This is a genomic window from Gordonia sp. NB41Y, from assembly GCF_030718915.1.
Lineage (GTDB): Bacteria > Actinomycetota > Actinomycetes > Mycobacteriales > Mycobacteriaceae > Gordonia > Gordonia desulfuricans.
In genome coordinates this window covers 4,993,044-5,013,791 of the sequence record NZ_CP132196.1, presented here as the reverse complement: position 1 = coordinate 5,013,791, position 20,748 = coordinate 4,993,044, and the positions used below count along the sequence as shown (strand labels likewise).

16 protein-coding genes are annotated in these 20,748 nt (G+C 68.4%); 6 read left to right on the top strand and 10 right to left on the bottom strand.

Annotation, left to right across the window (positions count from 1 at the left end):
• Positions 1-3 precede the first annotated feature (3 nt).
• The 3 genes from Q9K23_RS21760 to Q9K23_RS21750 are packed head-to-tail and all read left to right on the top strand — an operon-like array spanning position 4 to position 1,597.
• Positions 4-345 carry a YbjQ family protein gene (locus tag Q9K23_RS21760; protein WP_020791685.1) on the top strand — a complete coding sequence of 114 codons (342 nt, stop codon included), beginning with the start codon at positions 4-6 and terminating at the stop codon, positions 343-345.
• A gap of 25 nt (positions 346-370) precedes the next feature.
• Positions 371-1,039: an amino acid-binding protein gene (locus tag Q9K23_RS21755; RefSeq protein ID WP_053778342.1), complete on the top strand. Its 669-nt coding sequence runs from the start codon at positions 371-373 to the stop codon at positions 1,037-1,039.
• Between the two features lie 48 nt (positions 1,040-1,087).
• Positions 1,088-1,597 carry an O-acetyl-ADP-ribose deacetylase gene (locus Q9K23_RS21750; protein WP_020791681.1) on the top strand — a complete coding sequence of 170 codons (510 nt, stop codon included), beginning with the start codon at positions 1,088-1,090 and terminating at the stop codon, positions 1,595-1,597.
• A gap of 54 nt (positions 1,598-1,651) precedes the next feature.
• Here the strand turns inward: Q9K23_RS21750 and Q9K23_RS21745 are convergent, their stop codons facing one another.
• Both Q9K23_RS21745 and Q9K23_RS21740 read right to left on the bottom strand, forming a co-directional pair.
• On the bottom strand, positions 1,652-1,975 hold the full coding sequence (locus tag Q9K23_RS21745) for a nuclear transport factor 2 family protein (protein WP_020791687.1): 324 nt from the start codon (positions 1,973-1,975) through the stop codon (positions 1,652-1,654).
• Between the two features lie 41 nt (positions 1,976-2,016).
• A complete protein-coding gene (locus Q9K23_RS21740) occupies positions 2,017-2,811 on the bottom strand; it encodes an SDR family oxidoreductase (protein WP_053778349.1) in 795 nt (264 codons plus the stop codon).
• A 162-nt stretch (positions 2,812-2,973) separates the two neighbouring features.
• On the opposite strand from Q9K23_RS21740, the gene Q9K23_RS21735 reads away from it, so the two are divergent.
• On the top strand, positions 2,974-3,900 hold the full coding sequence (locus Q9K23_RS21735) for a LysR family transcriptional regulator (protein ID WP_020790756.1): 927 nt from the start codon (positions 2,974-2,976) through the stop codon (positions 3,898-3,900).
• Here the strand turns inward: Q9K23_RS21735 and ligA are convergent.
• Complete coding sequence (gene ligA / locus Q9K23_RS21730) at positions 3,860-5,935, bottom strand: NAD-dependent DNA ligase LigA (protein ID WP_152972874.1); 2,076 nt, start codon at positions 5,933-5,935, stop codon at positions 3,860-3,862. The genes Q9K23_RS21735 and ligA overlap by 41 nt on opposite strands.
• 78 nt (positions 5,936-6,013) lie before the next feature.
• Entirely contained in the window at positions 6,014-7,000 is a 987-nt protein-coding gene (locus tag Q9K23_RS21725; RefSeq protein ID WP_053778343.1) for an LLM class F420-dependent oxidoreductase, read from the bottom strand.
• Positions 7,001-7,075: 75 nt separating this feature from the next.
• Here Q9K23_RS21725 and Q9K23_RS21720 point away from each other — a divergent pair, with 75 nt between their 5' ends.
• Both Q9K23_RS21720 and Q9K23_RS21715 read left to right on the top strand, forming a co-directional pair.
• The gene (locus Q9K23_RS21720; protein ID WP_020790757.1) at positions 7,076-7,459 is read left to right on the top strand and encodes an MmcQ/YjbR family DNA-binding protein; all 384 of its coding nucleotides are present in this window, start codon (positions 7,076-7,078) and stop codon (positions 7,457-7,459) included.
• 343 nt (positions 7,460-7,802) lie between these two features.
• Positions 7,803-9,386 (top strand): HNH endonuclease signature motif containing protein, encoded by a 1,584-nt coding sequence (locus Q9K23_RS21715; RefSeq protein WP_305950276.1) that lies wholly within the window; start codon positions 7,803-7,805, stop codon positions 9,384-9,386.
• Positions 9,387-10,428: 1,042 nt separating this feature from the next.
• On the opposite strand, the gene Q9K23_RS21710 is transcribed toward Q9K23_RS21715, so the two are convergent.
• The 6 genes from Q9K23_RS21710 to Q9K23_RS21685 all read right to left on the bottom strand — a co-directional run bounded on the left by Q9K23_RS21710 (position 10,429) and on the right by Q9K23_RS21685 (position 20,642).
• Positions 10,429-11,448, bottom strand: coding sequence for a cobalamin-independent synthase, Catalytic domain protein (locus Q9K23_RS21710; protein ID WP_020791652.1), 1,020 nt, complete (start codon positions 11,446-11,448; stop codon positions 10,429-10,431).
• 21 nt (positions 11,449-11,469) lie between these two features.
• Positions 11,470-12,594: a tRNA 2-thiouridine(34) synthase MnmA gene (mnmA, locus tag Q9K23_RS21705; RefSeq protein ID WP_053776048.1), complete on the bottom strand. Its 1,125-nt coding sequence runs from the start codon at positions 12,592-12,594 to the stop codon at positions 11,470-11,472.
• On the bottom strand, positions 12,594-13,787 hold the full coding sequence (locus Q9K23_RS21700; RefSeq protein WP_187343497.1) for a cysteine desulfurase family protein: 1,194 nt from the start codon (positions 13,785-13,787) through the stop codon (positions 12,594-12,596). Before Q9K23_RS21700 ends, mnmA begins: the two co-directional genes overlap by 1 nt.
• 100 nt (positions 13,788-13,887) lie before the next feature.
• Positions 13,888-15,261 (bottom strand): FAD-binding protein, encoded by a 1,374-nt coding sequence (locus Q9K23_RS21695; RefSeq protein ID WP_053776050.1) that lies wholly within the window; start codon positions 15,259-15,261, stop codon positions 13,888-13,890.
• 153 nt (positions 15,262-15,414) lie between these two features.
• Complete coding sequence (locus Q9K23_RS21690; protein ID WP_305950275.1) at positions 15,415-18,918, bottom strand: BTAD domain-containing putative transcriptional regulator; 3,504 nt, start codon at positions 18,916-18,918, stop codon at positions 15,415-15,417.
• A gap of 203 nt (positions 18,919-19,121) precedes the next feature.
• Complete coding sequence (locus Q9K23_RS21685) at positions 19,122-20,642, bottom strand: MFS transporter (RefSeq protein WP_082365650.1); 1,521 nt, start codon at positions 20,640-20,642, stop codon at positions 19,122-19,124.
• Between the last annotated feature and the right edge of the window lie 106 nt (positions 20,643-20,748).

The window sequence follows — 20,748 nt, the reverse complement described above, 5'->3', positions numbered from 1 at the left end:
CCCGTGATCATCGTCACCACCAACGACATTCCTGGTTCCCGGATCGTCCACGTCTACGGCGAGTGTTTCGGGTTGACCGTCCGCTCCCGTCACCTCGGCTCCAACATCGGTGCCGGGTTCAAGGCGATGGCCGGCGGCGAACTCAAGGGCATCACCAATCTGCTGCACGAATGCCGTCAGGAGGCGCTGTCCCGGCTGGCCGCCGAGGCCCAGCGGGTGGGCGCCAATGCCGTGGTCGCCTTCCGATTCGAGACCACCGAGTACGGCGGTACCGGTGTCGAGGTGTGCGCGTACGGGACCGCGGTGGCCATCGAGCCGCTCGGGGCACCGCAGGGACCGCACTGAGCAGCTGACCCGGCCCGGTGCGACAATGTCCGTCGTGTCGTACCTCCTTCGGGTCTATCTCCAGGACCGGCCGGGCAGCCTCGGGCTGCTCGCCGTCCAGCTCGGTTCGGTCGGCGCCGACATCCTGTCCCTCGAGGTGGTCGAACGCGGTGATGGCTATGCGGTCGACGATCTCGTGGTGGAGGTCGCGCCCGGCTCGCTACCCGATGCCCTGATCACCGCGGCCGAGAAGGTCAAGGGTGTGCGGGTGGATTCGATCCGGCCGTACGCCGGTGTCCTCGACACCCATCGCGAACTCGAACTCGTCGACCAGGTCGCCACCGCCGGCGACGACCGGCTGCAGGTCCTGGTCGACAACGCCCCGCGTGTGCTGCGCGTGTCGTGGGCGACGGTGATCACCGACTCCTCTGGCGGTGTGCTGCAGCTGTTCGGCAGTTCGGGTGCCCCCGAGACCCAGCTGACCACCGTCGACTGGTTGCCACTGGCGCGCGCCGTGCAGTTCGATCCGGAGTCCGACTGGGTGCCCGGCACCTGGCAGGACATGGACACCCGGCTGGCGGCGGCACCACTGGGCGACGGCGCCAAGGCGATCCTGCTCGGCCGCATCGGCGGACCCGACTTCCGGCCGTCGGAGATCGCCCGTCTGGGCTATCTCGCCGGGATCGTCAGTACGGTGCTGCGCGCCGAGAACTGACGTGCGCAGCCCTTGTCCCGCGCCGGTACCGGGCGGGACAATGCGCAGATGACCACGATCACCCTGGCCCGCGGCGACATCACCGAGCAGAGCGTCGACGCCATCGTCAACGCCGCGAACTCGTCGTTGCTCGGCGGCGGGGGTGTAGACGGTGCGATCCACCGCCGGGGCGGTCCGGCCGTTCTCGCCGAATGCCGGCACCTGCGGGAGACCCGATATGCCGACGGGCTGCCGCCGGGTGATGCCGTCGCGACCACCGCCGGGGATCTCGATGCCCGCTGGGTGATCCACACCGTCGGTCCGGTGTTCTCCGCATCCGACGACCGCTCGGCCACACTGGTGTCGTGTTACCGGCGGTCGCTGCGGGTGGCCGACGAACTCGGCGCCCGGTCGGTGGCGTTCCCGGCCATCTCCACCGGGGTGTACGGCTGGCCGATCGACGACGGTGCACGGATCGCCGTCGAGACCGTCCATGCCACACCGACATCGGTCACCGACGTCCGGTTCGTCCTGTTCGACGAGCAGGCGTTCCGCGCGTTCGTCGTGGTGGTCGACTGAACGCCATCGGGCTGGGGCCGCCTCCTCGGCGGTGAACTCCCTTGTCGAGGAAAGTCATTCGCGGATGGTCATGCGGGCGATCTTCTCACCGTCGACGGTGAAGGTGAAGGTCGACGGTCCGTTGAAGCCGTCACCGCCGACCGTGGCGATGACCACCACGTCGTCGCCGGTCGCGCTCACCGAGGTCACCTCGAGGGTGACGTTCTTGCCGAGGTACTCGGCGTCGCTCCACCGGGCGATGGCCGTGGGCCCGCCGAAGACCCGACCCCAGTCGTCGACGGCACCGTCGGGGGTGAAGGAACCCAGGAAGGCCTGCAGGTCACCGGCATTGGTGGCGTCGATCGACGCCCGGACGGGTTCGGGAAGTGATGTGGTCATGACAAATGGTCTCCGTTCCGGTCAGCGGTCTCCGTTCCGGGTCAGCGGGTGGTGTAGCCACCGTTGGCGAACAGGGTCTGCCCGGTGATCCAGTGTCCCTCGGTGGCGAGGAAGGTGACGATCGGTGCGATGTCCTCGATTCGGGTCAGGCGGTTGCCCATCGCCTGCGACTTGTGGAACTCGACACGTTCGGGGGTCTCCTGCGGATAGAAGAAGGGAGTGTCCATGGGTCCGGGTGCGACCGCGGTCACCGAGATGCCGCGCGGCGCGAATTCCTTGGCCGCAGCGCGGGTGAAGTGCTCCACCGGACTCTTGGAGCCCGCGTAGGTGGCATACCCGTCGGTGAAGGCGGCCAGCAGCGAGGTGACGATGGTGATCACCGATCCGTTGTCGGACAGCTGCTTTCCCGCTTCCTGCAGGAAGAAGAAGGCCGCCTTGGCGTTGATGTCGAACATCGCGTCGTAGTCGGCCTCGCTGGTCTCGACGATCGGGGTGCGCAGCACCTTGCCGACGGTGTTGACCGCGATGTCCACCGCACCGAAGGCCGTGACCGCCTCGTCGAACAACGCGGCGACGGCGGCGGGTCGGGTGAGATCGCCGGCCACTGCGATCGCGCGACCGCCCGCCGCCTCGATCTCGGCGACCGTCTTCTCGGCGTCAGGACGCGAGGTCTCGCCGTGGTGATGGACGACGACCGCGGCGCCGAGCGCAGCGAGATCGCGCGAGATCAGGCCGCCGAGGTTCTTCGCCCCTGCCGCGACCACCGCGGTCCTGCCGTGCAGGTCGCGCGCGGCGGTCGGGGATGCTGTGGGGTTTGTAGCCGTGGACTCGGTCATGTCTTTGTCCTTTCCGATTCGTGGGAGTCGGCGGTGGACGGTGGTCGGAAAGACGCCGCCGACTCGGGCACCGGTCGTGTGGTGCTTCACGTCCGAGGCTACGAACAGAAAAGATCAATTTCCAACGAAACATTTCGCACTTTCATCAAGTAATGTTTGTGCATGCCAGATTCTGCCCTGGGCTCCTACCCCCTCCCCGATATCCGTCGACTCGAGCAGTTCGTTGCAGTTGCCGAATCACCCACCCTCGCCGTCGCCGCGCAACAGCTGTACGTGACCCAGCAGGCGCTGTCGACCGCCGTACGCCGACTGGAATCCGAGCTCGGGGTGACCCTGTTCAACCGGCAGAATCGGGGACTGCACCTGACCGCAGCCGGGGAGGAACTCCTGCGCAGCGCCAGGCCTCTGCTCACCGGTGCGCGACATCTGACGAGGGCGGTGCGCGAGGCCGACGCCGACTCCACGCATGCCTTCGTCGTCGGCCACTCCCCTGCACTCTCCGGCGCCGAGGTGTTCCTGCTCCTCGAGCGCCCGATCGGTGGCCACCCCACACAGCCGGTGACCGCCCGCCCAGCATTCCCGAGCACCTTCGTCGACGAACTCCACAGTGGCACAATTGATCTCGTACTTCGGCGCGGTGTGGACACTCCGGAGGGACTGACCTCGGCGGTGATCTCGTACCAGGAGCTGCGCCTCGCCGTCGCCGCCGACCACCCGTTGGCCACCCCGGATCGGATCGCGATGTCCGATCTCGCCGGGCACCCGCTGATCGTGTGGGCTCCCGAGCGGCACTCGTTCTACACCGACTTCCTCGTCGCCCACTGCCGCCGTTCCGGTTTCGAGCCGGAGCTGCGGATCAACCGGGTTCAGGGCACCCCACCGACCACCGCGGTTCTCGTCGATCCGGACGCCTGCGCGTTCGTGACCGCCCCGGCCGGCCCGGCCCATGGCGGCCGGGTGGTGGTGAAGGAGTTCACCGACCCGCCGCTGTCACCGATCCAGGCGTTGTGGCTGTCGCACACGGTGTCGGATTTCCGCACGGCGATCCTCAGTTCGCCTCCGGGTCGCCTGTCTCCAGAAGGTGCTTGAACGCGTCCTCGTCGAGGATCGGTACCCCGAGCTGTTCGGCCTTGGCGGCCTTGCTGCCCGGGGCGTCGCCGACCACCACGTAGTCGGTCTTCTTGGAGACCGAGCCCGAGGCCTTGCCGCCCCGCACCAGGATGGCCTCCTTGGCGCCGTCACGGGAGAAATCCTGCAACGACCCGGTGACCACGATGGTCTTGCCCTCCAGGGTGCGCACGATCGACTCGTCACGCTCGTCGGCCATCGACACCCCGGCCGCACGCCACTTCTCGACGATCTCGCGATGCCAGTCGACGGTGAACCAGTCCGAGATACTCTGCGCCAGAGTCGATCCCAGTCCCTCGACCTGGGCCAGATCCTCGGCGCTCGCCTCCTCGATGGCCTGCAGTGACCCGAATTCGGTGGCGAGGGCACGCGCTGCGGTCGGCCCGACGTGCCGGATCGACAATCCCACCAGGACCCGCCAGAGCGGAACCTCTTTGGCCTTGCCCAGATTGGCCAGCAGGCGTCTGCCGTTGGCCGAGAGCGCACCGGCCTTGGTGGTGAACAGGTCGGTCTTGACCAGGTCGTCGGCGGTCAGCGAGAACAGGTCGCCCTCGTTGGTGATCACCCCTGCCGACAGCAGCGCGGTGGCCGCCTCGTAGCCGAGCGCCTCGATGTCGAACGAGCCACGTCCGGCGAGGTGGAACAGACGCTCCCGCAGCTGCGCCGGGCAGGATTGCTGGTTGGGGCAGCGGATGTCGACGTCGCTGTCCTTCTCCGGGCGCAGCGGGGAACCGCATTCGGGGCAGTTCGTCGGCATCTCGAAGGCGTACTCGCTGCCGTCGCGCAGGTCGACGACGGGCCCGAGTACCTCGGGGATGACGTCGCCCGCCTTGCGGATGGTGACCGTGTCCCCGATCAGCACACCCTTGCGCTTGACCTCGGAGCCGTTGTGCAGGGTGGCACGGGCGACGGTAGAGCCGGCGACGAGGACCGGCGCGAGCACCGCATACGGGGTGACGCGGCCGGTGCGGCCGACCCCCACCTCGATGCCGAGGAGCGCGGTGGTGACCTCCTCGGGCGGATACTTGTAGGCGATCGCCCAGCGCGGTGCCCGCGAGGTGGCACCGAGGCGTCGTTGCAGACCGAAGTCGTCGACCTTCACCACGATGCCGTCGATCTCGTGCTCGACGTCGTGGCGGTGCTCCCCCCAATAGTCGATCTTGTCGAGGATCGCGGTGGCCCCGGTCAGTTTGCTGGTGTGCGACGACACCGGCAGACCCCACTCGCCGAGCGCCAGGTACGCGTCGTGCAGCGACGCCGGCCGCCACCCCTCGGTGTGGCCGATGCCGTGACAGATCATCCGCAGCCGGCGCCGCGCGGTGATCTGAGGGTTCTTCTGGCGCAACGAGCCGGCCGCGGAGTTACGCGGATTGGCGAACGGCGTCTTGCCGTCCTCCACGAGTGAGGCGTTGAGCGCCTCGAAGTCCTCGACCCGGAAGAACACCTCGCCGCGCACCTCGAGGATGTGCGGGATGGGGTAGGCATCGGTGCCGCTCAGCCGGGCGGGGACGTCTTCGATGGTGCGGGCGTTGAGGGTCACGTCCTCACCGGTGCGGCCGTCGCCGCGGGTGGTGGCGTGGTCGAGGACGCCGTCGATGTAGACCAGTGCGAGGGCGACACCGTCGATCTTGAGTTCACACAGATACTCGACGCTGCCGATCTCGTCCTCCACCCGCGACACCCAGCCGCGCATCTCGTCGGCGTCGAAGACGTTGTCCAGCGAGAGCATTCGTTCGAGATGATCCACCGGGGTGAAGGCCGTCGAGAACCCTCCGCCGACCAGTTTGGTCGGCGAGTCCGGTGTCGCCAGCCCGGGATGGGCATCCTCGAGTTCCTGGAGTTCACGCAGCAGAAGATCGAACTCGCCGTCGGAGACGGTGGGTGCGTCCTTGACGTAGTAGCGGAACTGGTGTTCGCGGATCTCGGTGGCCAGCTCGGTCCACCGCTCACGGATCGGTGCGGGGACCTCCGCGGCCTCGTCGGGGGTGCCGCTCACGGCCGGATCGCTGTCTTCTGCCACGCCCCTCAGGTTATCGAAGGGCCACGACAGTTCCCCGGCCGGTGAGCCGACCCGTCAGGTGAATGCGGGGATGACCTTCTCGGCGAAGAGGGTGGCACCGGTCTCGTCGTAGGCGAGATCGACGAAGTTCGTGATCGCATAGGCGAGTCCGAGGTCGGCGACCTGCGTCAGCCGTTCGGTGATCTGCTCGACGGTGCCGACCAGCCATCCGCCCCGAAGTGTCTCGGAGAACCGCTGTGCGGCTTCGGCCGGGACCAGCCGCCGGTAGTGCGCGTCGATCCAGTCGAGTTTGTCGGCGACGTCCTGCTCGGTCTCGCCGATCACCACGTTGTAGTTCGACGATCGGGTGATCTCGCCGAAGTCGCGTCCGAGGTCCTTGGCATGCTCGGCGAGAATCGCCGACTTGTGGGCGAATCCCTCGGGGGTGCCGTCGAAATTGGTGTACTGGGCGTACTTTGCGGCGATCCGCAGGGTCTTGCGTTCGCCGCCACCGGCGATCCACAGCGGGATTCCGTTCTCCTGCAACGGCAGCGGCTGTACGATCGCGCCGTCGACCTGATAGATGTCGCCGTCGAGGGTTGCCGTACCGTCCCGCCATGCCTGGCGGAAGATCTGCACACCCTCGTCGAGAGCCTTCAACCGCTCCCCCGCCGAGGGGAAGCCGTATCCGTAGGCCCGCCACTCGTGCTCGTACCAGCCTGCGCCGATCCCCATCTCGACACGGCCACCGGAGACGTGGTCGACCGTCGCGGCCACCTTCGCCAGGTAGGCGGGGTTGCGGTAGGCGATGCAGGTGCACATCTGGCCGAGCCGGATGCGATCGGTCGTCGCCGCGAACGCCGACATCAGCGTCCACGCCTCGTGGGTGGCCTCGGTGGTGGGTGCGGGAACGGTGTGGAAGTGGTCGTACACCCACAGCGATGTCCACGGTCCGGCATCGGCGGCCTGCGCCAGTCGTCTCATCAGCGGCCACTGCTTCGCCGCATCCACGCCGACGAGGTCGAGTCGCCAGCCCTGCGGTATGAAGATCCCGAATTCCATTCGATCCACGTTATCGGCAACCGGGTCTGCGCACAGCGCATCAGAATCATCGGGAGTCGAACTACTCTCGGACACATGCCGCATCCGATCATGTTCGACGACGCCGACCCGTTCCTGGTCCGGGTGCGTGAGATCGCCCTGGCCCTGCCCGACACCACCGAGGTGGTCGCTCACGGCCGGCCCACCTTCCGCTGCGGCAAGATGTTCGGCAACTACGGCGGCGGCGAGAAGGGCGGCGAGCGGCACGACCAGTCGTTGCTGTTCATCCCCGACACCGCCGAGCGCGAGGCCCTGATCGCCGATCCCCGGTTCTTCCTGCCCGCCTACCTCGGCCCGTACGGCTGGCTGGGCATCCTGCTCGACGACGGCACCGACTGGGTCGAGGTGTCCGAGCTGCTGGACGCCAGCTACCGGCACGTCGCCCCGAAGCGCTCGATCGCCAAGTTGGACACCCCCTGACGCATCGACTCGAAGCAGAGTGATGTCGCAATCACCCATCCACTGGCACAAGATGATCGAGCCGCACACGATGATTGAGCCGACGCGGAGCGCAGCAACAAGTCGAGTTTCGAAATCTCCGCCACCCGACCTCGCAAACCGGCGGAGATCAACCACCGTGGCTGAACCGGCCACCGGCATACGATGATTGAGCCGACGTGGAGCGTAGCGACAAGTCGTGTCGAAATCTCCGCCAGCCGACCTCACCACGCAACCACCCACACCCCCAGTCACACAACAATTTCTGTCACACCCCCCGACTACACTGGAACACAAGATCGAACACCACCCGGGGGGCGACCACATGACCACCAACACAGACACCGACACCAATGTTGAAGTCATGTCGGTGTTCACCCTCACCGACCCGATCACCGATTACACACGCATCCAACACCTTTCCTCCACCCACGTCGACACCATCGCCGAAAACCTACAACGCGACGAATACCGACTGATGGCCCGCAAAGTCCTCACCGCCCACCAGATCGCCCGACACACCATCGACCACATGCTCGTCACCACCACCTCCACCACCGCGCGTATCGCCCGCACCGCAGACAAAGCCGCCACCTCCCAAGTCGCCATCGCACTACGCACCTCACCCGCGATCGCCGCCGACTGTATCTGGATCGCCGGACTCCTCACCGGATGGGACCGCCTACGCCAAGCGTTCCTCGACGGCCACTGGAGCTTCACCCGCACCCGCTACCTACTCACCGAACTCGCCCACCTCACCGACCCCGACGTCCGCACCTACGCCGAAACCTGTGCCCTCGCCCTCGCCGACCGGCCCACCGCCGACCGCACCCTGCGCAACCAGATCGCCGAAATGGTCATCGCATTGGACCCCGACGCCGCCGCCGACCGCCGCGAAGAATTCGCCGACACCGAACAAAACGTCACCATCACCGACGACACCCACGGCCACATGCGTCTACACGCCACCATGCCCGCCGACGTCGGAGTGTTCCTGGCCACCAGCATCCGCAACCTCATCAACGAACGGATCTGCCCCCGCGACCCCCGCCCCACAGGCCGGCTACGCGTCGAAGCACTCAAAGAACTCCACCACATGCCCGACGCCGTACTCGCCTGCACCTGCGACGACGAACACTGCACCCGCGCCATCCCACTACCCCCGACACCAGCCCCCGACCCCGAACTCGACCTCGACTACACCCCACCACCCACACCCACACCGGCCGCACCGGCACGGGTCGTCGACGACGTGGAGATCGAGGCAGAAACCGACGAGGGTGCCGGGCCACGACCTCCGATCGCGTTGATACCCGCACAATCTTCGTTGACCGTGATCACCGACCCCACCGGTGTGGCCGCACCCCGCCTGGTCGGTTACGGGGCGATCGACCCCCAGCACTGGCACGACATCGCCGACGGACACCTCGTCACCCGTATGGACCTACCCGAACTCGAGCTACCCGAACTCGATGATCCCGGAATCGACCTCGCCGCGATCGGCCGCAACCTCGCCGCCTGGCAAACCGTCACCACCATCACCGAACGCGGCCTGGCCCCACCGGTCGACCCCACCGGACACGGCGGATATGTGAACCCACCCCGCTGGGCATTGTGGTACAAACCCCGAGACTGGCTACGGCAGAAGATCATCTGCTGGGACAAGACCTGCCGGTACCCCGGGTGCGGGCGTGATGCCGCCGACTGCGAACTCGACCACCTCGTCAAATTCAACCGAGCCGACCCCCGAGCCGGTGGATGGACCGTCGAATACAACCTCATCCCGTTGTGTCGCGCCGACCATCAGCGCAAACACCTCGGATTGTGGATCCCGACCATGCTCGCCGACCGTGCCGTCACCTGGCGCAACCCGGTATCCGGGAAGACCGTCACCACGTTCCCCGGATAGCGGTGGTGTGTCCGGATCTGGTTACGGACACACTCGTCTCACCGGGTTTCGACACGGGTCCTCGCCTCGCGACTCGGTCCCGGCTCAACCATCCAAATACGCTGTTGCCATGGGTGGTTGAGAGAATCAAAGTAGCGCTCTCATCCAAACAAGGTGTTCCCGTTGATGGTTGAGCCGACGAGGAGCGTAGCGACGAGCCGTGTCGAAACCTCCGCCGGCCGACGTCCGATGGCGACCACCCCGAAGACCGGTTGCGGACATCATCGTCTCACCAGGTTTCGACACGGGTCCTCGCCTCGCGGCTCGGTCCCGGCTCAACCATCCAAATACGCTGTTGCCATGGGTGGTTGAGAGAATCAAAGCAGCGCTTTCATCCAAACAAGGTGTTCCCGTTGATGGTTGAGCCGACGAGGAGCGTAGCGACGAGCCGTGTCGAAACCTCCGCCGGCCGACGTCCGATGGCAACCACCCCGAAGACCGGTTGCGGACATCATCGTCTCACCAGGTTTCGACACGGGTCCTCGCCTCGCGGCTCGGTCCCGGCTCAACCATCCAAATACGCTGTTGCCATGGGTGGTTGAGAGAATCAAAGCAGCGCTTTCATCCAAACAAGGTGTTCCCGTTGATGGTTGAGCCGACGAGGAGCGTAGCGACGAGCCGTGTCGAAACCTCCGCCGGCCGACGTCCGATGGCAACCACCCCGAAGACCGGTTGCGGACATCATCGTCTCACCAGGTTTCGACTCGGGTCCTCGCCTCGCGGCTCGGTCCCGGCTCTACCATCGAAATCGCCACTGCCCGAGGTAGTTACGGACATGCTCATCTCACCCGGTTTCGACACGGGTCCTCGCCTCGCGGCTCGGCACCGGCTAAACCATCGAAATCTCCACTGCCCGAAGTGGTTGCGGACATGCTCGCCTCACCCGGTTTCGACACGGGTCCTCGCCTGGCGGCTCGGTCCCGGCTCTACCATCGAAATATGTACTGTCCGTGGTGGTTGCGGACATGCTCATCTCACCGGGTTTCGGCTCGGCCGACGACGGCTACAGCGCTTCCGGATCCGTGGCGAGCAGCTCGCCTGCCTTCGCACAGATCTCGAGCGCGCGGCGGGCCCACTCGGGGGTGGCACCGGCCAGACCACATGTCGGGGTGATGATCACATTGCCGGCCAGTACCTTCCGGTTCAGGCCGATACGATCGGTCAACTCGGCCAGGCCGACGGCGACGGTGTCGGCGGATGCGGTGCGCACCGCACGATCCCCCGGCAACACACCGGCGACCAGGACATCACCGCGATCGATGAGTTCACCGATACCGTCGAGGGTCTCGGCCGACAGCGACGTGCCCTTGGTGACGTCCACGCCGTGCGCGACGCCCCACATCCGACGGATCAGGTCCCAGCGCGGTGCACCGCAGTTGTGCAGGATCGCCGGTCGCCCGACGCGTTCGATGACCGAACCCAGTGTGTCGGCGACCTCCGCGACGGGGACTGCGGGGATGACGTCGAGGCGGGTCAGCGGTTTGAGTGCACCGTCGATGACCGCACCGATCATCGGTTCGTCGAACTGCACGATCACATCGGCACCGAGCCTGCGGTGGACCTCGGCGACGTGGGCGGCAAGTCCTTCCGCACCGGAATCGGCCAGGTCACGGACCGCACCACGATCACGGATCGCCTTGTGTCCGTTGGCCAGCTCGATGGACGCGGCGAGCGTGTACGGGCCGGTCACCTGCACCTTGACGGCACGGCCGGTACCGATGAATCCGGCGGTGTCCCAGAGCTCTTCGAGTACGTCGAGGTCGGCGCTGAGGAATCCCCGGGCGCGACGCACCACCGACGACCCCTTCGATCCGAGGCGGTAACCCCAGGTGGACGCGTCGATCGGGATGTCGACCAGCAGGGCGGCCATCCGACCGATCATGTCGGCCCCGATCCCCCGTGCCGGGAGCTCGGCGAGATGGGCGAAGTCGAGTTCGCCGTTGATCACGGCCGCTGCTTGGGCCGGATCGGTACCGGGCATCGAACCGACACCGGTGCCGATGCCGGTGGGCAGGGTGCTCATCCGAAGTCGCTCGCCGTCCGACTACTCGGCCGCCGACAGCGACACCGGTCGCACCGACGAGGTGGCCGTGATCCGGCCGGAACCGAACACCAGGTCACCGCGATCGGCGTCGGGCAGGTACAGCACCGCGGCCTGTCCGCGGGCGACGCCGGTCAGCGGCTCCCCCAGGCTGATCTCGAAGCCGGGGCCGTCGGCGGTGTCCACCGGGGTGGCGACCGCCGGTGCCAGACCGCCGTGGGCGCGCACCTGGACCACACAATCGACCGGTCCGTCCGGGGTCTGGCCGGAGGTCCACACGGCCTTCGACGCGCTGATCGACCACACCTGCAGATGTTCACTGGAACCCACCGCGACGGTACCGGTGGCCGGATCGATGTCGGTCACGTAGCGGGGACGGCCGTCGGCGGCCGGCGCGTCGATGCCCAGTCCCTTGCGCTGGCCGATGGTGAACCCGTGCACGCCCTCGTGCTCGGCGAGAGTCTCGCCGGTGTCGGCGTCGACCACCGCTCCGGGCCGGATACCGATCCGCGCACCGAGGAACGCCCGGGTGTCACCGGACGGGATGAAGCAGATGTCGTGCGAGTCGGGTTTGTCGGCCACCGACAACCCGCGCCGCGCCGCCTCCGCGCGGATCTCCGGCTTCGGGGTGTCGCCGACCGGGAACATCGCCCGGTCCAGCTGCTCACGGGTGAGTACGGCCAGCACATACGACTGGTCCTTGTCGTGGTCGACGGCGCGACGCAACTCACCGTCGACGAGCCGGGCATAGTGACCGGTGGCCAGCGCATCGAAGCCGAGGGCCACGGCCCGGTCGGCGAGCGCGGCGAACTTGATCTTCTCGTTGCAGGTCAGGCACGGATTGGGAGTCTGCCCGGCGGCATAGGCCTCAACGAATTCGTCGATCACATCGTCCTTGAACCGATCGGCGAAATCCCAGACGTAGAACGGGATCCCGAGCACGTCCGCGGCGCGTCGGGCATCGCCGGCGTCCTCACGCGAGCAGCAGCCGCGCGACCCGGTGCGTAGCGCCCCCGGCGCCGTCGACAGCGCCAGGTGCACGCCCACCACCTCATGACCGGCATCGACGGCGCGGGCAGCCGCCACCGCCGAGTCGACGCCACCGCTCATCGCGGCCAGTACCCGCATCAGCGTGCCCTTCCCGAGGAGACCAGACCGGCCGTCCGCGCCCGTTCGACCACCTCGCCGATCACGTCGGCGACGGTGTCGATGTCGGCGTCGGTGGTGCTCGGCGACAGGGTGAACCGCAGCGAACCCCGCGCGGTGGCCATGTCGAGGCCCATCGCGATCAGCACGTGACTGGCCTGGGCGACACCCGCGGTGCAGGCCGACCCGGTGGAACACTCCACGCCGTTGGCATCGAGCAACATCAGTAGCGAATCGCCCTCGCAGCCCTCGAAACTGACGTGCACGTTGCCGGGCAGCCGGCGCGCGTCGCGCGGACCGTTGACCCGGGTGCCGGGGATGTCGAGGAGGATGTCGAAGAGCCGGTCCCGCAGCCGTGCCACCGACACCATCGTGTCCGGTAGTTCGGCGACCGCCAGGGTCGCGGCGGTGGCCATGCCGACCGCGGCGGCCACATCGGGGGTCCCCGACCGCACGTCGCGCTCGTGCCCACCACCGTGCAGCACCGGCACACAGCCCACCTCGCGGCCGAGGATCAACGCCCCGACGCCGGTGGGTCCGCCGAACTTGTGGGCGGCGACACTCATCGCCGACAGTCCGCTCCCCGCGAAGTCCACCGGCACGTGTCCGACGGCCTGGATCGCATCGGAGTGCATCGGCACCCCGAACTCGGCGGCGATGGCGGCCAGCTCGGCGATCGGCTCGATGGTGCCGACCTCGTTGTTCGCCCACATCACCGACACCAGCGCGGTCTCGTCGGCGTGGGCGGTGAGCTCGGCGCGCAAGGCGGCCGGCGAGACCAGTCCCTCGTCGTCGACGTCGAGGACGACGACCTCGGCACCCTGGCCTTCCAGCCACTGTGCGGGGTCGAGTACCGCGTGGTGCTCGACACCGGTGATCACGACGCGTCGGCGCCGGTCATCGGCCTGGCGGCGGGACCAGTAGATGCCCTTGACCGCGAGGTTGTCGGCTTCGGTGCCGCCTCCGGTGAAGATCACCTCGGAGGGCCGGGAACCGACGGTGGCCGCGAATGCCTCCCGGGCCTCTTCCAGCAGCCGGCGCGACCGGCGTCCGGATCCGTGCAACGACGACGCGTTGCCGGGCTGGGTCCAGACGGCGGTCATCGCCTCGAGTGCTTCGGGCCGCAGGGCGGTCGATGCGGCGTTGTCGAGGTAGACGGGGATACGTGCGGGCATGGACATGACGTTGACAAGGATAAACGCGCTACCGGTCCCGTCCAATTCCCGCACCGTCGGACGTCCATGGTGATGTTCGCCGCACGGGCCGGCCCGATGCCTACCGGACCACGTGGCCGACGTCGAGCGCACCGTGCGGATCGAGCTGCGCTCCCAGCGCCGACAGCCAGGCATAGGTGTCGTCGTCGTAGCTGGTCCGGATGTCGACCAGCTCGTGGTGGGCGATGAAGTTCGGCAGCGTGGTGCCGAGCGACCAGGGGGCGATCGCCTGGGATGCGCGGGCGCCGGCATCCACCACGTGTTCGGCGATCGGCGGGGCCAGCACGCCGACGGTGTGGAAGGTGAACGCCGCATGGCGGTGGCACAGCGCACTGCGGACCGGCGGCTCCTCGGCGAACGCACCGCCGAGCAGCCGCAGCTCGGTGATCGTCAGGAACGGCGGCGCGCCGGGGCCCACCACCTCGAGCAGCGCCGCGAGGGCGTCGTCGGGCAGCGCGCGCAGCAGCGTACTGGTCTCGTGCGCGGGCATCGGGTCCACCGGGTCGGCGTGGATGGCCGCGATCGCCGCGTACGGCATCGGCCCGACGGTGTCGAGGATCGGGGTGGCCACCGCCCGGATCGGGGCGACGAGATCGGCGGCGGCGCCGAAGTCGCCGACTCCGGCGAAGCGCACCGCGACGGTCTGCCGGCCGGCGAGCATCGGGGGCACCCCCGGCATGTCCGGCAGGTTGAGGACCGCCAGCGAGGTGTTGGCCTCCCGCGGCAGTCCCTCGGTCCAGTCACGCCACACACGCAGCACACGCTGGGCATCAGCACCGTCGAAATAGATTGCCCCACCGTAGATCTCCGAGATCGGGAGCAGATCGATCACCACCTCGGTGATGATCCCGAGCGTTCCCTTGCCGCCGCGCAGACCCCAGAACAGTTCCGGGTTGACCTCGGCGGTGGCCTGTTTGACCACACCGGTGCCGGTGACGGCGGTGATCGACCGGACGTGATCACAGGATGCGCCGACAGTTCGGACCAGCGGGCCGATCCCGCCTCCGCTGAGGAAGCCACCCACACTGACCGCCGGCGACGACCCGCACAACGGGGCCAGCCCGTGTGGCGCAGCAGCATCGATCACCGTCTGCCAGCGCACCCCGGCCCCCAGCCGCGCGGTGCGGGTGGCCGGGTCGACCTCGCACACGTCGAGGCCGTTGGTGCGCACCAGGATCGAGTTCGATCCGATCGGGATTCCGCCGTGTCCGGTGGCGAACGGCGCCACCGTCATCCCGTTGGCGGCGGCGAAGTTCACCACCGCGGCGACATCGTCGGCACCGGCGACGTCGACCACCGCCCACGGTTTCCAGGTGGCGGCGACGTTGAACCCTTCCACCGCATAGCCCGGGTCGGACGGACGGTGCACCGCACCGCGGACCGCACGGCGCAGGGCGTCGATGTCGGCGCGGTCGATGGCTCTACTGGTGGTCATGGGTTCTCCTCTGGGTCTGTGCCGCATGTCGTGCACCGGTGGCACCGTGACCGCGAATGTGATGGCACGGCCCGCCGACCGGGGCGTGCCATCAGACTGGGCGAGGTGGCTTGTGTCGGTCTTGGAAGCCACTTGGAGGACTGTCGGCGCAGGTCAGGCGTCGTCGAGCAGGGTGCGCGCACTCCTGGCGACCTGGTCGAGTCCGATCTCGCCGGCCCGGGTGGCGATGTGGACCAGATCGGCGTCGCGTGACGGTGACGACGGCTGCCTGCGGGCGGCGATCAGACGGACGCGCAGCAACGCGGGCTCACCCTCCCCCACCTCGGCGATGTTGCGCGCCTGGGTGAGGAGTTCGTCGCAGAGGTCGAACTGATCGGTCAGCAGGCACAGTTCGGCGATCGCCAACGCCACCGGACCGACGTTCCCGACATGCCCCACCGTCGCGATGTAGGACCGGTAGGGCATCAGGTAGTCGATGAATTCCTGTGCGTACTCGGGCATCTCGAGATCAGCGACGGCGTGCGCCAGCATCACCGCCTGGCCCAGCGAGGTCCAGATCATCGCGCGACCGTCGTCACTCCAGATGGTGATCATCGACCGGGCGAGGTGGTCGTCACCGGCCGCCGCGGCGATCCGGGCCACACCTGCGGCGAGCAGGATCACCACCTGGTCGGCGCCGTACTCCTGGGGTACCGAGCGGGCCCACTCCAACGGGTCGATGTCCTGCCCCATCAGCGACTCGTCGAGGCGCCCCCGTTCGGCGGCCAGCGCCATCATCGCGATCGCACCGCTGCCCGCCACATAGAGTTCGGTCTGCTCGTGCACCGCGACCGCGGTCCGGAAGTGTTCCTCGGCGAGGTCGAATCGGCCGCGCCACACCGCGATCGCCGCCTCCATCCACCGCAGCTGGGCACGCAGCACCGGCAGACGCAGACGTTCGCTTCCCGCGATACCGCGTCGGACGAGCTGTTCGGTTCTCGACACATCCCCGAGGGTCATGGTGGCCATGGTCGCCACCGCGTCCAGAATCACGTCGTCGACGTCGTCGCGGGGACGCAGCTGCCGGACCTGTTGCGCCAGCGCAAGACAGTCGCGCGCGTGATCGGCGACACCGGAGTAGGTGATGATCCGGGCGAGCATCACATCGGCGACGACCTGGTCGTCGGCGGTGTCGGCGGCCAGGACCTCGGCCCGCGCGAGCAGGCCCGCGGGCACCGCGCCGTCCCGGTTGTAGCAATGCCCGATCGCCGACGCGGCCAGCACCCGCGCCAGCCCGGCGACCACACCGGGTTTGGCATCGCCGGACTCGATCTGGTCACCGAGATGATCGGCGGCCGCATCCAGCGCTGCGTGCAGCGTGGGGTTCTCGATTCCCGGACCGATCCACGGCCAGGCCCCGGTGGATCGGATCAGGCTGCCCGCGAGCCGACCGGCAGTGGTCGGCGCACCGGATCGGATGGCCTCGTGGAGCCGGGTCTCCACCTCCTTGAGCACCATCTGCACCAGACCGGCGCGGGCCTGCGCGGCGAGCATCGCGATCAGCAGGTCGTCACGGTCGGTGGTGTCGTGATCGCTGAGCCCGGCCGACTCGTGGGTGCGCAATGCCATGCCCAGCCAGTGCGCGGCATTCTCCGAATCCCATCGGGCGGTGGCGTCCTCGGCGACGATGCGACACGCGTCGACCACGTCGCGGGCGTCGGCCACCGGTGACGCCTCCAGCAGATGGAGCGCACGCCGCATCGCCCATCCCGGGCCCGGCCGGGTCCCGACCACATCGGCCACCCGCAGATGCATCCGGCACCGGCGCAACGGGCGGATCGCGGCGAGCGCCTCCTCACGCAGCAGTGCGTGCGCGAAACGTGTTGTGCCACCCCGATCGGTGGAGACCAGGATGCGTTCGTCGATGGCGTCGTCGAGGCAGTCGGCGATCTCGGCGATGCCGCGCTCCATCACCTCGGCGAGCAGGGTGATGTCCACCTCGTCACCGATCACCGCCGCATGGGTGATCACCTCCAGGACCGCCGGATCCAGCGAGGTGAGGCGTCGGTCGAGAACCGACCGGACCGCCGCCGGCACCATCTCCCGACGCCGCTCCTCGGCCGGCAGCCGGGCGAACTCGGCGACGAACAGCGGGATTCCGCCGGTCCGGCGGGTCAGGGTGTCGGCGTCCTCGGGGGTCATTTCGTCCCCGGCGACGGCGCGCACCAGGGCCACCACCTCGTCGCGGACCAGATGCGGCAGGGCCAGATGCGCGCCCGCGGCCCGGGACAACGCCGAGCGCAGCCGGTCGACGTCGGAGCCGCCCTCACCGTCGCGGACGGTCACCACCACACTCAGCCCGGACGCACGCATCACGGTGCTCAGGTAGGTCAGCAACCCCAGGGTCATCGAATCGGCCCACTGCGCGTCGTCGACGACCACGGTCAGCGGCCCGCTCCCCAACGTCGTCTCCAGCAGGTTCTGGACGCGCTCGTAGACCGCGAACCGTGCGGTGTCGGCGTCGACACCGGGCGGCACCGACAGCACGGCCTCCGGCTCGGCCTCGAGCGCCCGGCACAGCTGCCGCAGCGGCCACCAGGCCGGGATGCCCTCGGCGTCGGGGCAGCGCACCCAGACCACCCGCCCGCCGACGCCCACCGCGATCGTGGCGACCTCCTCGGCGAGGCGGGTCTTGCCGATCCCGGCCGGGCCGCTGATCAGCAGCCACCGGGCGGATTCGCCGGTCGAGGCGAGAAGTGCACGGACACGGTCGATCTGGCTCTCCCGGCCGACGAGCGGCAGCGAATCCGACGACGGATCGGCGGCCATCGGCGCCTCGACCGGCTCGGCGTCGACGACGATCGAATGGGGTGCGGTCACCTCCACCGCACCCGACCAGTGCGGCGGGCGCGGCCAGGCCGCGATCACCGGATCGTGGCGCAGGATCGCCCCCTGCAACTCCACCAGTTCCACACCGGGTTCCAGACCGAGCTCCTCGTCGAGGATGCGGGAGTGCTCGGTGTAGACATCGAGCGCCTCGGTGGCCCGACCGGCCCGGTACAGGGCCACCATGTGCAGCCAGACCGCCCGGTCGCGCAACGGATCCCGCGCACGCAGCGCCACGATGTCGGCGAGCGCGCCACCGGTGTCGCCGTCGGCGAGCAACGCGGTGATGTGCACCTCCTGGACGGCCAGCCGTCCCTCGACGAGTGCGGCCGCCTCGGCCACCACCCAGTCGATGCCGTCGAGCTCGCCGGCCAGCAGTTCGCCCCGCCACAGCCCGAGGGCGGTCTCGGCATCGGCGAGCGCCCGGGTCCACTGCGCCTCGTCGCGGGCGATACGGGCGCTGCGGGCGAGTGCCGCGAACTCGGCGACGTCCAGGCGGTCGTCGCCGAGTTCGAGACGATAGCCCGAGGCCACCCGCTGGATCGGGGAGGCGTCACCGGTGTCACCGCGCAGGGCGCGACGCAGATTGGAGACATAGGCCTGCAGGCTGGTGGTTGCCGCGGCAGGCGGGTCCGCACCCCACACGGTGTCGATCAGCCGATGGACCGGGACCACCGCACCACGGGCCAGCAACAACGCGGCGAGCACCGAACGCTGCTTGGGCGACCCCAGATCGATCGGCTCGTTCTCGCGACGCACCTCGAGAGGGCCGAGAACCAGATACTGTCGCACGCTCGATTCCCCACTCGCCCGGCCACCCTGTTGTTCTGAGAGTGTAAGGCCCGAGACGTCACCGTGACGAGGAACCCGCAGCGACGGCAACGCCATCGCATTCGAGAACGGCTCCTGCTGGGCCGATTCGTGTTGGGCCGACTCCTTCTGGGCCGACTCCTTGTGGGATGACCGGGATCGCGGGGCCGGAAGGGCGTACCCACTCACCTGCCGACCGCCGCGGCTCCATCGGGGTCGACCTCCGGGTCGTCGACGGGGCCGTCAGCGGTACCGGCGCGACCGTCGGTGGGATATCCCTCGTCGTCGGTGGTCGCCCGGGCACGGCGCATCGTCGCCACCACGACCAGGGCTCCGGCAAGGGCGATCCCGAAGCTCACCCACAGTGCGGTGTGCAGTCCGGACACGAACTCGTCCGGCGAGCCGCCGTGCAGCACCGACTGCGCCGGGAAGAACGCGCCGAGGGCGGCGACGCCGAGCGCGATACCCGACTGACGGAACACGTCGTTGACGCCCGCGGCGAGTCCGGCGTCGTCGTGTTCGCTCTCGGCCAGCACCACGCCGCTCATCACCGGGTTGAACACGCCGGCACCGATCGAGGCGATCATGAAGCCGCCCACCAGATCCCAGCCACTGCTGTCACGGCCACCGACGGTCATCCACGCCATTCCCACCGCGACGGCCATCAGGCCGGTGGCCAGCAGCACCCACGGCGGCACCCGGTCGAGGATCTTGTCGGTCAGTCCGGCCGCGACGAGCATCAGTACGGTGCCGGGCAGATAGACCAGACCGGCACCGATCGCCGACATCCCCACCACACCCTGCAGATACACGGTGACGTAGACGAACACCGCGAACATCGACGCCGAGATCGCGAAGGTGGCCACCTGCGCACCGGCGAAACCCGCGTTGGCGAACATCGACAGCGGCAGCATCGGTTCGGCCACCAGGCTCTCCACCACCAGGAAGGCGATCAACGCCACCACCGAGACGATGAGGGCGGTCAGCGTGACGGCGTCGGTCCAGCCGCGTTCGTTGGCCGAGAACAGTCCGTAGGTGAGTGCGGCGAGGCCCACCATCGAGGCCACCTGACCCGACCAGTCGCCGCGACGCGGTGCGGCACTGCGAGATTCGACGACCCAACGGGTACCGGCCAGCATGGCGATGCCCACCGGGATGTTGATCACGAAGATCGCCCGCCAGTCGATGAGTTCGGTCAGCACACCCCCGAGCAACGGCCCGATGGCGAAGGACGCACCGATCGTCGCACCGTAGGCGGCCAGCGCCCTGGTGCGTTCGGCGCGGCCGGGGAAGGCGTGCGCGAGCAATGCCAGCGAGGTGGCGAACAGCACTGCGGCGCCGAGCCCCTGGACCACGCGGGCCGCGTTGAGCAGCAACATGTCCCCGGCCACGGCGCAGATCGCCGACGCCGCGGTGAAGACCACCGCACCGATCGTGAAGGCGAACCGACGGCCGGCGCGATCGGCCCACGCACCCGCCGACAACACCACCGTCGCCAGGGCGAGGGTGTATCCGTCGATCACCCATTTGATGGCACTGAAGTCGGCGGTGAACTCGCGTGCGATGGATGGCAGAGCGGTGTTGACCACGGCGATGTCGAGCATGAGCATCGCGGTGGCCGCGCAGGCCACCGCGAGGGTGACCCACTGGGATCGGGTGGTACCGGGTGCTGTCGCACCTGGTGGCGAGATCTGGGCGTCGGCCATGGGGGCTCCTCCGAGCGGTCGGGTGAAACGTTCGGGGGCCACCCTCCGAAGTGCCGCTTGGAGTCTCCTTGCCACAGGCTTGGCGCACCGGCGTACCGGTGCCCGG